A 13,254-nucleotide genomic window follows, 5' to 3' on the forward strand; every position below is an offset into this window, starting at 1 on the left:
CAAGCCTTTATTTTCGCTAACTTCTTGATTTACAAGAGGTTTTGCTAAAAGCCTGCGCCGGAGAAGGTGCGCATTATAGGGGCTCAGAAACTCACGTCAATGGCTGTTTTGCAGTTTTGTTTCACTCACCGGATTCACGCTCGCTTCGCCCCGTTACGCCCAGCGAGTTTCCGTTCTATCAGCGGTATCCGTGCCAGCAGCAGGACTGTAGCGACCGTGGCGTAAACGGCCCACCGTTCAGCGTCCGATCGTACGACCCATAGCATGTGAAGCAGCACTAACAGGAGGCTCGGATAAACCAGTCGATGTAGCTTTTTCCAACGTTTACCCAGCTTACGCATGCTCCAGCGCGTAGAGGTCGCGGCGAGCGACGACAAGCCCAGCAAAGCCATCGCCCCCACCAGGATATAAGGGCGCTCGGCCAGTTCAGCCGCGAGCGCGGAAAAGTCGAGCCCAAGCAAGAAATAGAGATATGCGCAGACGTGCGAGACTGCATAGCCGAACGCCCACAAACCTAATTGGCGACGGAACGAAATCCATCCGGGCCAATGCGTCAGCCGCTGCAATGGCGTCATAGTGAGCGAGCCTAACAACAGAACCAGAGCGCCCTGCCCAAGATTGTCCACTAACACCTTGCCAGGATCAGGCCCCAGTGCCGCGACTGACCCTAAGTACAACCAGTAGCACGGCACGCTCGCCGCAGTTAGAAACAGCAGCAATCGCCACCAGGGGTAGCGCATCAGTATTCCTTAGTTAGGTCCATGCCAGCATAAAGGTGCGAAACGTCTTCAGCGTAACCGTTGAACAGTCTTGTTGCCCTTACATTAGGGCTGAACAGGCTGCCCGGAAGCCGCCGCTCCCTCGCCTGCGACCAGCGAGGATGGGAGACGTCGGGATTGACGTTGGCGTAGAAACCATACTCCCGAGGCGCCATGCTCTGCCAAGTAGTCGCTGGCTGATCTTCAACGAAGCTGATACGCACAATGGACTTGATGCTCTTGAACCCGTACTTCCATGGCACGACCAGGCGAAGCGGCGCGCCGTTCTGATTTGGGAGCACACGCCCGTACATACCGACAGCCATCAGCGTCAGCGGATGCATGGCCTCGTCCATCCGCAACCCTTCGACATAAGGCCAATCGATCAGCGAAAAGCCAGAGCGCATTCCAGGCATTTGTTCAGGCCGAACCAAGGTCTCGAAGCGCACGAATTTCGCGTTCGACGTGGGCTCGAGTCGGCGAATCAACTCAGCCAAAGGAACGCCTAACCAAGGAATGACCATCGACCAAGCTTCAACGCATCGCAAACGGTAAATGCGCTCCTCAAGCCGACTCGACGTAAACAGATCCTCTACCGAGTAGCGACCCGGCTTCGCTACTTCGCCGTCAACCATGACGGTCCAGGGCTCGGTTACCAGCTTGGGCGCATGAGCGGCAGGATCGCCTTTATCTGGCCCGAATTCATAGAAGTTGTTGTAGTGGGTGGCATCGCGATACGGCGTGATGGCCTCGCCTTCCGCAACGGCGGCCTCCCAGCGCGTGTCGTCGAGCTTGGTCGTAAACCAAGCGGGAGCATTCGCAGCGTCAACACCTTCGTAACGCCCGCTCTCGGCTGATGCCAACGACGGAAGACCGGTAACAGCCACAGACAACGCAGCCCCCCGCAGCAACTGCCGGCGATTCAGATAGAGGGATTCGGACGTTACCTGCGATTCACAGCAGTCGCTGCGACGAGGAGTCTTGATAAGCATGATGTGCTCCGCTGCCTGTTGGCCAGGCGTCCAATAGACAGCGGATCACCGGATAAATCAACTTTCCACGCGCTTGCGGCGACGCATCAGGAATTGCACAGGCCCGGAAACGGCATAAGCAAGGAATATCAACAGCAGGATACGTGGCGGATCGCTAAAGACGACCGCGAAGACCAGCACTACGACCAGTATCGCCACGAAGGGCACCCGGCCTTTGAGATCAAGGTCCTTGAAGCTGTAGTACTTGATGTTGCTGACCATAAGCAAACCGGCCAACGCAACCAGTAACGCAAACAGCATTACCACCGCGATCGGTAGATCCACACCGCGAATACCGGGTTCGTCCAGAGCCCATACCGCCCACACCGAGCCCGCGACCACCCCAGCCGCCGCCGGGCTGGCCAAGCCGATGAACCAGCGCTTGTCGACTTTGCCGATCTGGGTGTTGAACCGCGCCAGACGCAGCGCCGCGCACGCCACATAAATGAAAGCGACGGTAAGCCCGACATTACCCAACCCTGACAGCGCCCACTCGTAGGCCAGCACAGCGGGCGCCAGGCCGAAGGCAACCATGTCCGACAGCGAGTCGTACTCGGCGCCGAATGCGCTTTGGGTATTGGTCAGGCGCGCCACCCGGCCATCCAGACTATCGAGCACCATCGCCACGAACACCGTAGCGGCAGCGACATAGAAATTGCCGTTGATCGCGGTAATGATGCAGAAGAAACCAGCAAACAGATTGGCGGTGGTAAACAGGTTAGGGAGCAGATAAATACCGCGGTGACGCACCTTGCGCCCCTCGGAATCCTGAATTTCTTCGACATGCTCGTCGATCGGCAGCAAGCTCTCCGGCTCGACTGACTTGTTCGGCTCTTCGGGATGCTCACTCATGTAGTTTTACCTTACAGCAGGTGTGAATAATTTCGACAGACCCTGGCACCACGGGTTCAGCCAGACGCCAGCAGCGGTTTTATACCAGAAGCCGACGTACCTAACGAAAAAACGCGGCCAAGGCCGCGTTTTTTCTAGCTGAACCGAGATCAGTTCTTGCTCTTGTCGACGATCTTGTTGGCGGCAATCCAAGGCATCATGGAACGCAGCTTCTCACCGACGACCTCGATGCCGTGAGCGGCATTATTGCGACGGTAGGCCGTCATCGAGGGGTAGTTGGCAGCGCCTTCGGTGATGAACATCTTGGCGTACTCACCGTCCTGAATGCGCTTGAGTGCGTTACGCATTGCAGCGCGAGATTCGGCGTTGATGACCTCAGGGCCAGTCACGTACTCACCGTACTCGGCATTGTTGGAGATCGAGTAGTTCATGTTGGCGATGCCGCCTTCGAACATGAGATCGACGATCAGCTTCAATTCATGCAAGCACTCGAAATAGGCCATTTCCGGCGCGTAGCCAGCTTCGACCAGCGTTTCGAAACCGGCTTTGACCAGTTCGACGCAACCACCGCAGAGAACGGCTTGCTCACCGAACAGGTCGGTTTCAGTCTCGTCCTTGAAGGTCGTTTCGATGATGCCGGTACGGCCGCCACCGACACCCGAGGCGTAGGACAAGGCAACATTCTTGGCGTTACCGGAGGCGTCCTGGTAGATGGCGATCAGGTCGGGAATGCCACCGCCCTTGACGAACTCGGAACGCACGGTGTGGCCGGGAGCCTTCGGCGCGATCATGATCACGTCGAGATCGGCACGCGGCACAACCTGGTTGTAGTGGATGGAGAAGCCGTGAGCAAAGGCCAAGGTTGCGCCTTTTTTCAGGTTCGGTTCGATCTCGTCACGGTACAGGCGACCTTGGAATTCGTCTGGGGTCAGGATCATGACCAGGTCGGCAGCGGCAACAGCCGTCGCAACGTCATCGACCTTCAGGCCATGAGCTTCGGCCTTGGCTACCGACGGAGAACCGGCGCGCAGCCCCACGGTAACGTCGACGCCGGAATCCTTCAGGTTGCATGCGTGAGCGTGACCCTGGGAGCCATAGCCGATGATCGCAACCTTCTTGCCCTGGATGATGGAGAGGTCGCAATCTTTATCGTAGAAAACTTTCATGGAGTTACCCCTGTTACTGGCCGGTCGGGCCATTCGTTAAATAGGTTTAGATGCTCAGCACTTTGTCGCCACGGGAGATCCCGGTGACGCCGCTGCGCACGACTTCCAGGATCGATGCGGTACCGACGGCCTGGATGAAACTGTCCAGCTTGTCGGTCGTTCCGGCCAGCTGAATGGTGTACACGTTGGCCGTCACGTCGACGATCTGGCCGCGGAAGATGTCGGTGGTGCGCTTGACCTCGGCGCGCTGCGCACCAGTGGCCTTCACCTTGATCAGCATCAGCTCGCGCTCGATGTGAGCGCTTTCCGACAAATCCACCAACTTGACCACTTCGATCAGCTTGTTGAGGTTCTTGGTGATCTGCTCGATCACCTCATCGTGGCCGGCCGTGGTCAGCGTCAGGCGCGACAGCGTTGGATCTTCCGTCGGCGCGACGGTGAGGCTCTCAATGTTGTAGTTGCGCTGCGAGAACAGACCAACCACACGGGACAAGGCGCCCGGTTCGTTTTCCATCAACAGGGAAATGATGTGTCTCATGATCAGGTCCGCTCCGTCTTGCTGAGCCACATGTCGCGCATCGCGCCGTCTTTGATCTGCATCGGGTACACGTGCTCGCTGGTATCGACGGCGATATCGAGAAAGACCAGACGGTCCTTCAAGGCGAACGCCTCTTCCATTTTCGGCTTGAGATCCTTCAGCTCGGTGATGCGCATCCCCACATGCCCATACGCCTCGACCAGCTTGACGAAGTCAGGCAGGGACTCCATGTAGGAATGCGAGTAGCGGCTGTTGTATTGCATGTCCTGCCATTGGCGGACCATGCCCAACGCACCGTTGTTGAGGTTGATGATCTTCACCGGCAAGTCGTACTGCAGGCAGGTCGACAGCTCCTGGATGTTCATCTGAATACTGCCCTCGCCGGTCACGCAGGCGACGTCAGCCTCGGGGAAGTTCAGCTTTGCGCCCATCGCGGCGGGAAAACCGAAGCCCATGGTGCCGAGACCACCTGAGTTCAGCCAGCGGTTGGGCTTGTCGAACCGGTAATACTGAGACGCGAACATCTGGTGCTGACCAACGTCGGAGGCCACGTAAGCCTCGCCCTTGGTGACTTCGCACAGAGTCTCGATAACCGCCTGCGGCTTGATGATGGTCCCGTCGCCCTTGTCGTAGGGGAACAGGCCGCGGCTGCCGCGCCACTCATCGATCTGCTTCCACCAGCTGGCGACGGTGTCGGCATTCGGCGTCTGACCGATCTCCTTGACGATGGCGACCATTTCGGTCAGCACACTGTCCACCGGCCCCACGATCGGGATGTCCGCCTTGATGGTCTTGGAGATGGACGCCGGATCGATGTCGATATGGATGATCTTGGCATTCGGGCAGAACTTGGTCGCGCCGTTGATCACCCGATCGTCGAAGCGCGCACCGACCGCGAGAATCACATCGGAATGGTGCATCGCCAGGTTCGCGGTGTAGCTGCCATGCATGCCGAGCATGCCGACGAATTGACGATCGCTTCCCGGATAGCAGCCAAGGCCCATCAATGTGTTGGTCACCGGCAGGTTGAGCATCTTCGCCAGCTCGGTGAGCTGTGACGACGCGCCACCCATGACCACCCCGCCGCCGGCATAGATGATCGGCCGCTTGGCAGCCAGCAGCAGCTCAGCCGCCTTGCGGATTTGTCCAGAATGGCCACGAACCGCCGGGCTATAGGAACGCAGCTTGGCTTTTTTCGGATAGACGTACTCGAACTTCTCGGCCGGGTTGGTCATATCCTTCGGGATATCCACGACAACCGGACCGGGGCGCCCGGACTGCGCCAAGTAGAACGCCTTCTTCATCACTTCGGGGATCTCCGAAGGATGCTTGATCATGAAGCTGTGCTTAACGATAGGGCGAGAAATACCGATCATGTCGGTTTCCTGGAAGGCATCGGTGCCCACCATGTTGCTGGCGACCTGACCGGAGATCACCACCATCGGAATCGAATCCATGTAAGCCGTGGCGATGCCGGTGATGGCATTGGTAGCGCCTGGGCCGGAGGTCACTAGAACGACACCCGCTTTACCCGTGGCGCGAGCGTAGCCGTCGGCCATGTGGGTGGCGGCTTGCTCGTGACGCACGAGAATGTGCGTGACTTCCTTTTCCTTGAACAGCGCATCGTAGATGTGCAGCAAGGCGCCGCCCGGATAGCCGTAGATGTACTTAACGCCTTCGTCGCGCAAGAAGCGGACGACCATTTCAGCGCCGGATAAAAGTTCCACGTTGTTCACCTCTAGAACGCCAGATAGCCGCCCCGCGTCGGACCGGCCAGAAATAGGTTTACTGCCAGACAGCGCATGAGCGACGGTGGTCGCCGACTACGTCAGCTGCTGAACCAGCGAGTATTAGGAAAGCCCCAAAGTGTTGCGGGGCGCCCCTCCCAGCGCGAGGTAACGCGTTGCGGGTGTTACAAGTCGGCGCGGGTGTGCACCTCATGATTGACCGAAGGCACGCTTGCGGCGGCGCTTCGGAACAGCAAGCATGGAATTGTTCGGATTAGGCTCAGTCAAGTCAAGTCTGCTGTTGGGCTTCGTCCTGTTTCAGCTGTGATCCAGCGCAGAATGGAAGTACCTGGCTTTTGCGTATAGTAGCGGCTCGGTATTGCATCCACAGAAGGGAATAGCATGCGTTTGACGATTCTTGCGAGCGGCTTGCTGCTTGTATTGAGCAGTAGTGTCATGGCTGGCCAGATTTACAAGTGGGTGGATGCGCAAGGCGTCACCCACTTCGGCGCGCAGCCACCGCAAGGCCAGTCTGCCGAAGCGATCAATACCGCTACGCCAGCCCCCAGGCCCGCTGCCCCCGAGCCGGTTGCGGCTACCCCATCGAGCGAGACGGAGCAGCACGAGATCGACCGCAAGGTAAAGCAGCAGGTCGCCGAGCAAGAAGCAGAACGAAAGCGCTATTGCGTTACGCTGCGAACGAACCTGGCACAGTTACAGAACAACCCGCGAGTGCGCGTGGAAGAGGAAGGAGAAGTGCGTCGCCTGAACGAGGAAGAGCGTCAGGCACGCATCGCAGAAACCCAACAGAAAATCGCCGACACCTGCGACTGATCACCCCGCAGCCGCCCGAGGTAGACGCTTGCGCCGCGCCTGGCGCCATTGCTCTAACCGCGACTGATCAGCGCGTCGAACCTTTCCAGCGCTTGCAACAGGCCGGCCATTTGCTGCGACCGGCCTTGATAGACGGTCTCTGCCATGGCCAGGATTCCCGAGACCGCTGGCAGCGCCTCATCCTCCTCCAGGATAGTTTTCATCCGCGGCAGAAAGACCCACTGGAGCCACTGCTCGAACGACAGCGTGTCGACGCAGAACGGCTCTTGGCTGGCGAGCGCGCAAGCATCCGGCGGAAACGAGTCCCAGAGCGCATGTACACGCAGCTCTCGCTCTATCAAGAGCAGTTGATCGGCCAAGTCTGCAACGCGTGGATCCATTACATGGCTACCTTCGCGCGCTCGCGGGCCTGGGCGGCGCCTGCCGCGTTACCTTGACGCTCGCGGGCTTGAGCGATCAGTTCCCAGAGGCTTGCCTGCAACGCGGGACGGCCGCTGGCGTAACTCAGACCTCGGCGGGAAAGCTGTTCCGCCTGAACGGCATCACCTTGCGCAAGGCGCACTTGCGCAAGTCGGTAGAGCACCTGCGGTTCCCGGGGCGCAATTCGCTGAGCGCGCTCGAGACTGGAGGCCGCGCCGTTCAGGTCGCCACCGCCCTGCTGCTGCTGTGCAGTGGTCAGCAACGCCAATACAGGGCCGTCGAGACGCTCGTCTGCAGACAATGTATTGCCGCTGGACGGAATGCCGCTCGGCATGGATGGGGCTGGTGCAGGGGCCGACTGCGGAGCCTGCCACTGCGTTGGCGCATCCGGCACTGAACTGGAGGAACTCGAGAACGCCGCATCTGGAGCCGCGAAGGTTTGCAGCGGTTCGGCGTTCTGTTGGGGCACCATGACCATCACGCCCGAATCTTCGGACGAGGGGCGCGCCGCTGGCGCCGCCGGGCTCGGCGTTCGATAAGCCTGCCGAGTCGATACCTCCTCGGACACCGGCGCACCAGAGTCGACGACGGGTATAGCGCCTCGTTTAACCGTGGCACACCCCGGCACCAGCACAACCGCCGCAGCCAACACCATCCAGTGCTTGTTCAATTCAAACCTCATCAAGAATTTAGTCACTTGCCATTGCTCACTGCAGCCAACCACGCACCCAATCCATGACCGATTCGGCAGGCGCCTGAAGACCGCAGCCAGACCCCATCGCCGGCTCGCTTCCGCGTATATACGGAATCTGCACCGCTCCGGGACAAGTCTCCGAGGTTCCCTGCCCCGTCTGCGCATCCACCCAGACCATTTCGACGTTGTCCGGCAGCGGGCTCTGTAGCGGCAACGGATCAGCACGGCGCATGAAGTCGGCCCAGATCTGCAGTGCACCGGTGGCGCCGGTCAGCGACGTCTTGCCGTTATCATCACGCCCCAGCCAGACCACCGCCAGCAGGTCCTGGCTGAACCCGGCGAACCAGCTGTCGCGAGAGTCGTTGGTAGTACCCGTCTTGCCGGCCAGCGTCAGCGACTTCGGTACGTAATTGTAGGCCGAGCGCCCAGTACCTTCGCGCATGACGCGCTGCATGGCGTACTGGGTAAGGTAGATCGCACCGGCATCGAAACGCTGCTCGATCTTGAATGGATAGCGGCTAAGAGGCTCACCGTCAGCGGCCACAACGCTGCGAATAGCGCGCAGAGGGGTATTGAACCCTCCATTGGCGAGCGTCTGGTACATGCCTGCGACTTCAATGGGCCGCAGCGCACCGGCCCCCAGCAGCATCGAAGGATAGGCCGGCCACTGTGGCGAAGCCCCCAGGCGCTCGAGTGTCTTCAGAACATGAGGCACCCCCAGATCGAGACCCAGTCGCGCCGTGGACAGGTTGTAGGAGTTGGCCAGCGCCTGATAGAGATAGACCGTACCGTGCGCGGTGCGTCCATAGTTCTGCGGCTTCCAGACTTGGCCATCGGCGCCCTTGACAGAGAACGGTTGATCCTCCAATCGACTGGTCAGCGTGTACTGGCTGGGCTTTTCCAGGGCGGCGAGGTAGATGGCCGGCTTGATCAGCGACCCTATGGGGCGCGATGCGTCCAGCGCCCGATTGAAACCGGCGAACCCCGGTTGACGACTGCCCAGCATCGCCTGCAGCTCGCCCGTTTCCGGATTGGTCACCAGCATTGCACCCTCTACCCCTTCAGCCGCCTTGCCGAGGCGCTTAAGGGTCTCGGTCATGGCACTTTCGGCTTTACGCTGCAGGATCGGATCGAAGCTGGTGAAGACACGCAGTCCTTCCTCAGTGAGGTCCTCGTCGCGGTAATCCTCTCGCAACTGGCGCTTGACCAGGTCCAGGAAGGCCGGATACGAGCTGTTGGCCAGACTGCCTCGAGGGCTAACACCGAGTGGCGACTTGCGCGCTGCCGCGGCTTGCTCAGCGTTCAAGACGCCCTGCTCCTCCAGCAAGTCGAGCACCAGATTGCGCCGCGCCAGCGCCCGCTCCGGGTGACGCCGAGGGTTGTAGTAGGTCGGTCCCTTTACCATGCCGACCAACAGCGCAACATGCTGCACTTTCAGCTCAGCCAACGGACGACCGAAGAAATACTGGCTCGCCAGCCCGAACCCATGAATGGACCGATTCCCATCCTGGCCAAGGAATACCTCGTTGAGGTAGGCCTCGAGAATCTCATGCTTGTCGTAGTGCAGCTCCAGCAACACAGCCATCATCGCCTCGGTCGCCTTGCGACTGAGGCTGCGCTCGTTGGTCAGGAAGAAGTTCTTGACCAGCTGTTGGGTCAGCGTACTGCCGCCCTGGCGGACCGCACCGGCGGTGAGGTTGACCCAAACGGCGCGCGCGATGGATTTGGGCGAAACGCCGAAATGTTCGAAGAAGTCCCGGTCTTCGACAGCCACCAATGTATCGACCAGATAGGGCGGCGCCTGGTCGAGCTTGATCAGAATCCGATCTTCGTTGTGTGCAGGGTACAGCCCACCAATGGTGACCGGCTCGAGACGGGCCACCGGAAGCTCTCCACCATCGGCACGCGCCAGCCCGGCGACGAAATCACCCGAGAAGCGCACTCGAATACGCTGCGATTCCTCGGCGCCTTCGTAAAACCGGAATCCACGGGTATGCATTTCAACCGCATTGGCGGCCACCGACATTGTGCCGGGGCCACTGACGGCGTTCTCGCGACGATAACCGAGCGCGTCAAGCTCGGTCAGGAAGTCTTCCTTCGCCAGCTTTTGCCCTACGAAGAGCTCGAGTGGTCGCGCATAAACCGTTGCGGGAATGGTCCAGCGCTTGCCGGAAAACTTCTCCTGCACCACGGCGTCGAGATAAATGGCGACGCCAGCGAGGAGCACCAGCGCGACGATGGATAGTTTGATCACCCAGCCCAGCCAGGGCCGAGAACCCTGGGAGCGGTGCTTGGAGCGAGAACGAGAGGAGCGTGATTTAGTCATGGCGGCGCATTATACGCACTTTGAATTGCCCGAAAGACGGCCTCTTGGCGGTTTGCAGGCCAGGCTCAGGCGGACATAATGAGGCCCTTTTTCGAGCGTGTGACCTGCATCCCACTGCGTCACGCACCCCACCTTCTTTTCACAAGGAATGACCGTGAGCCAAGCATTGATCGCCGCGCTGCAAAATCCGGCACTGTACCCACACCCGGTCGACGGGTTCAGGGTCATCGAAACCCATATTTCCTGGGTGATCCTTACCGGAACCTACGCCTACAAGATAAAGAAGCCCGTCGATTTCGGCTTTCTCAACTTTACCGACCTGGCATCACGCAAACATTTCTGCGACGAAGAGCTGCGTCTGAATCAGCGCATGGCGCCGGATATTTATCTGCGCGTTGTGCCCATCACGGGCAGCAGTGATGTTCCGACGATCGACGGTGAGGGAACGCCGGTCGAATACATGCTGCAAATGCGCGAGTTTCCGCAGACACAGCTGCTGGCCGAAGTGCAGGCACGCGGCGAACTGACCGACGCGCATATCGACGCCCTGGCCGAGCAGATCGCCCGCTTCCATCTGGGCACACCCCAGGTTGCAGCCGAGCATCCGCTGAACAGCGCCGACGCGATCGTTGCGCCGATGCGCCAGAACTTCGAACAGATCCGTCCGCTGCTTGACGAGCAAGCCGATCTACAGCAGCTCGACGCGCTGGAGGATTGGACTGAAACGAACATCGCGCGCCTGCAGCCGCTGTTGCTGCAGCGCACCCAGCAAGGGTTCATCCGCGAATGCCATGGCGACCTGCACCTGGGTAACGCCACGCTCATCGACGGCAAGGTGGTGCTGTTCGACTGCATCGAGTTCAACGAGCCCTTCCGCCTGATTGATATCGCCTCCGATGCGGCATTCCTGGCGATGGACCTGGAAGACCGCGGCCTGAAATGCCAGGCACGGCGCTTCATCAACGGCTGGCTGGAACGCACCGGGGATTACGCCGCGCTGGAACTGCTCAACCTGTACAAGGCCTATCGAGCCATGGTGCGGGCCAAGGTCAGCCTGTTCCGACTGCACCAAGAGCAAGATCCGGTACAGCGTCGGGTCATCCTGCGCCAGTACCGCGGTTACACCAACCTCGCCGAAAGCTACAGCGCCATTCCGTCGCGTTTCCTCGCGATAACCCACGGTGTATCGGCAGTCGGCAAGAGCCAGGTTGCGCTGCGCCTCGTCGAAGCGCTCGGCGCCATCAGGCTGCGCTCGGATGTCGAACGCAAGCGCTTGCACGGCGAGCAGAACGACGCCCTGGCCACCCAGCTCGACGCCGGCATTTACAGCGAGCAGGCCAGCGAAGCCACTTACGTACGCCTTCATTCACTGGCCGGCGCGGCATTGAATGCCGGTTTTTCCGTGGTCATCGACGCAACCTACCTCAAGCAACAGAACCGCCAGGCGGCCCGACAGGTCGCCGAGTCGACCGGCGTGCCGTTCATGATCCTCACCTGCGAAGCACCGGATGCTGTCATCGAGCAGTGGCTGACCCAGCGCCAGACCGCAGGAGGCGACCCGTCCGACGCGACCATGGCCGTCATCAAGGCACAACAGGCATCTCGCGAGCCGCTGAGTGAAAGCGAGCAATTGCTTAGCCGGGACATTCGCACGCCTGAAGCCGGCAGCCTCGACAATCTGGTCAGTGTCATTCGCCAGCGACTTCCCGGGCTCTGACCGAGCGCATCAGCGAAGGCATCACGTGCAAGGAGCGCCACCGCGGGCAGAACCCGGTGGTGCCTCTATACTTGTACAGGTCCGCCTGTGGAAGTCGACCATGTCACACTGCGTTCTGCCATTAGGGCTAATGGACTATCGCCATGGGTGATAACGTCCGGCTTTTCTCGATTCGTCCCGACGATTACGCCCAGTTCCGCCCGACTTATCCCGAACGTCTGTTCGACTGGCTCGCCAAGCAGTGCGTGCAAACACGTCATGCGCTTGATATCGCCGCAGGCAGCGGTCAGGCAACGCGTTCTCTACTGACGCGTTTCGATCAGGTTTACGCTTGCGACGCCAGTTTCGATCAGCTCACCGGCCAGGCGAACTGGAGCGGCGCCCAGCGTTTCGTCGCCCGGGCCGAGCAGCTGCCGTTACGCGACGGCGTGGCTGACCTGATGGTAGTCGCGCAGGCGCTGCACTGGTTCGCAACCCCGGCGTTCTTTGCCGAAGCGAAACGAGTGCTCGCCGCCGACGGCCTGTTCTGCGCCTGGTGCTACAGCCTGCTTCGGATCGAGCCGACCCTCGACGCCGTCATCGACCGTCTCTACGGCGAAACGCTGGCCGGCTACTGGCCTCCTGGCCGTGCCAGCGTCGACGCAGGTTATCGAGACGTTCAGCCCCCCTTCACCACCCTGGTTCCTCCCGACGTCGCTATCGAGGCGCATTGGAGCCTGCCGCAACTGCTCGGCTATCTGCGCACCTGGTCTGCGGTGAAGCAGTGGCAGCAATTCCACGGACGGGATCCGGTGGCAGAGCTGGAGCCCGAACTGACACGGTTATGGGGTGCGCCAGAGCAGCAACGCTGCATTCGCTGGCCGCTCCATTTACTTGCCGGCTATCCGGGCCGATAGGAGCGATCATGCACGACGAACTGCTGACGCTGAGAAATCTCGGCAAGACATCCGCCCAATGGCTGCATGCCTCCGGCATTCACACCGCGGACGACCTGCGCCGGCTTGGCGCGGTCGGCGCTTATCAAGCGGTCAAGGCTCGAGGCTTCAGCGCGTCGCGCGTGCTGCTTTACGCCATCGAGGGTGCACTGCGAGACGTCAACTGGAAGGAGCTGCCCGCTACGCTCAAGAGTGAGCTCAATCAGCATCTGGCAAACCACGAACACCGAGACCAGAGCTAGCTCACAACCTCGAC

Annotated in this window: 13 protein-coding genes; 4 read left to right on the top strand and 9 right to left on the bottom strand. The window is 60.2% G+C overall.

Annotated elements, in window-relative coordinates; translation table 11 throughout:
* Positions 1-134: 134 nt before the first annotated feature.
* From msrQ to KVO92_RS08265, 6 genes are all read right to left on the bottom strand, one after another.
* Positions 135-740 carry a protein-methionine-sulfoxide reductase heme-binding subunit MsrQ gene (msrQ, locus tag KVO92_RS08240; protein ID WP_217475103.1) on the bottom strand — a complete coding sequence of 202 codons (606 nt, stop codon included), beginning with the start codon at positions 738-740 and terminating at the stop codon, positions 135-137.
* On the bottom strand, positions 740-1,750 hold the full coding sequence (gene msrP / locus KVO92_RS08245; protein WP_217475104.1) for a protein-methionine-sulfoxide reductase catalytic subunit MsrP: 1,011 nt from the start codon (positions 1,748-1,750) through the stop codon (positions 740-742). The genes msrQ and msrP overlap by 1 nt, the downstream gene beginning before the upstream one ends.
* Before the next feature lie 57 nt (positions 1,751-1,807).
* Complete coding sequence (gene pssA / locus KVO92_RS08250) at positions 1,808-2,641, bottom strand: CDP-diacylglycerol--serine O-phosphatidyltransferase (protein WP_217475105.1); 834 nt, start codon at positions 2,639-2,641, stop codon at positions 1,808-1,810.
* Between the two features lie 149 nt (positions 2,642-2,790).
* Positions 2,791-3,807: a ketol-acid reductoisomerase gene (ilvC, locus tag KVO92_RS08255; protein WP_021208351.1), complete on the bottom strand. Its 1,017-nt coding sequence runs from the start codon at positions 3,805-3,807 to the stop codon at positions 2,791-2,793.
* Positions 3,808-3,853: 46 nt separating this feature from the next.
* The gene (gene ilvN, locus KVO92_RS08260; RefSeq protein ID WP_021208352.1) at positions 3,854-4,345 is read right to left on the bottom strand and encodes an acetolactate synthase small subunit; all 492 of its coding nucleotides are present in this window, start codon (positions 4,343-4,345) and stop codon (positions 3,854-3,856) included.
* A gap of 2 nt (positions 4,346-4,347) precedes the next feature.
* Positions 4,348-6,072: an acetolactate synthase 3 large subunit gene (locus KVO92_RS08265; protein WP_217475106.1), complete on the bottom strand. Its 1,725-nt coding sequence runs from the start codon at positions 6,070-6,072 to the stop codon at positions 4,348-4,350.
* Between the two features lie 402 nt (positions 6,073-6,474).
* On the opposite strand from KVO92_RS08265, the gene KVO92_RS08270 reads away from it, so the two are divergent.
* Entirely contained in the window at positions 6,475-6,906 is a 432-nt protein-coding gene (locus tag KVO92_RS08270) for a DUF4124 domain-containing protein (protein WP_217475107.1), read from the top strand.
* Positions 6,907-6,959: 53 nt separating this feature from the next.
* On the opposite strand, the gene KVO92_RS08275 is transcribed toward KVO92_RS08270, so the two are convergent.
* The 3 genes from KVO92_RS08275 to mrcB are packed head-to-tail and all read right to left on the bottom strand — an operon-like array spanning position 6,960 to position 10,346.
* Positions 6,960-7,286, bottom strand: coding sequence for a YqcC family protein (locus tag KVO92_RS08275; protein WP_217475108.1), 327 nt, complete (start codon positions 7,284-7,286; stop codon positions 6,960-6,962).
* Complete coding sequence (locus tag KVO92_RS08280) at positions 7,286-7,981, bottom strand: tetratricopeptide repeat protein (RefSeq protein ID WP_217475453.1); 696 nt, start codon at positions 7,979-7,981, stop codon at positions 7,286-7,288. Before KVO92_RS08280 ends, KVO92_RS08275 begins: the two co-directional genes overlap by 1 nt.
* 52 nt (positions 7,982-8,033) lie before the next feature.
* On the bottom strand, positions 8,034-10,346 hold the full coding sequence (mrcB, locus tag KVO92_RS08285) for a penicillin-binding protein 1B (RefSeq protein ID WP_217475109.1): 2,313 nt from the start codon (positions 10,344-10,346) through the stop codon (positions 8,034-8,036).
* A 154-nt stretch (positions 10,347-10,500) separates the two neighbouring features.
* Between mrcB and KVO92_RS08290 the strand changes: the two genes are divergently transcribed.
* From KVO92_RS08290 to KVO92_RS08300, 3 genes are all read left to right on the top strand, one after another.
* A complete protein-coding gene (locus KVO92_RS08290; protein ID WP_217475110.1) occupies positions 10,501-12,063 on the top strand; it encodes an AAA family ATPase in 1,563 nt (520 codons plus the stop codon).
* 143 nt (positions 12,064-12,206) lie between these two features.
* Positions 12,207-12,959: a class I SAM-dependent methyltransferase gene (locus KVO92_RS08295; protein ID WP_217475111.1), complete on the top strand. Its 753-nt coding sequence runs from the start codon at positions 12,207-12,209 to the stop codon at positions 12,957-12,959.
* Between the two features lie 8 nt (positions 12,960-12,967).
* Positions 12,968-13,240, top strand: coding sequence for a TfoX/Sxy family protein (locus tag KVO92_RS08300; protein ID WP_217475112.1), 273 nt, complete (start codon positions 12,968-12,970; stop codon positions 13,238-13,240).
* Positions 13,241-13,254 lie beyond the last annotated feature (14 nt).

The sequence above is a fragment of the Stutzerimonas stutzeri genome (assembly GCF_019090095.1).
Taxonomy (GTDB): Bacteria; Pseudomonadota; Gammaproteobacteria; order Pseudomonadales; family Pseudomonadaceae; genus Stutzerimonas; species Stutzerimonas stutzeri_AN.

Bases quoted from the DNA above. Each gene is read 5' to 3' on its own strand.
- msrQ (WP_217475103.1), bottom strand. From the start codon at position 740: ATGCGCTACCCCTGGTGGCGATTGCTGCTGTTTCTAACTGCGGCGAGC.
- msrP (WP_217475104.1), bottom strand. From the start codon at position 1,750: ATGCTTATCAAGACTCCTCGTCGCAGCGACTGCTGTGAATCGCAGGTA.
- pssA (WP_217475105.1), bottom strand. From the start codon at position 2,641: ATGAGTGAGCATCCCGAAGAGCCGAACAAGTCAGTCGAGCCGGAGAGC.
- ilvC (WP_021208351.1), bottom strand. From the start codon at position 3,807: ATGAAAGTTTTCTACGATAAAGATTGCGACCTCTCCATCATCCAGGGC.
- ilvN (WP_021208352.1), bottom strand. From the start codon at position 4,345: ATGAGACACATCATTTCCCTGTTGATGGAAAACGAACCGGGCGCCTTG.
- KVO92_RS08270 (WP_217475107.1), top strand. From the start codon at position 6,475: ATGCGTTTGACGATTCTTGCGAGCGGCTTGCTGCTTGTATTGAGCAGT.
- KVO92_RS08275 (WP_217475108.1), bottom strand. From the start codon at position 7,286: ATGGATCCACGCGTTGCAGACTTGGCCGATCAACTGCTCTTGATAGAG.
- KVO92_RS08280 (WP_217475453.1), bottom strand. From the start codon at position 7,981: ATGGTGTTGGCTGCGGCGGTTGTGCTGGTGCCGGGGTGTGCCACGGTT.
- mrcB (WP_217475109.1), bottom strand. From the start codon at position 10,346: ATGACTAAATCACGCTCCTCTCGTTCTCGCTCCAAGCACCGCTCCCAG.
- KVO92_RS08295 (WP_217475111.1), top strand. From the start codon at position 12,207: ATGGGTGATAACGTCCGGCTTTTCTCGATTCGTCCCGACGATTACGCC.
- KVO92_RS08300 (WP_217475112.1), top strand. From the start codon at position 12,968: ATGCACGACGAACTGCTGACGCTGAGAAATCTCGGCAAGACATCCGCC.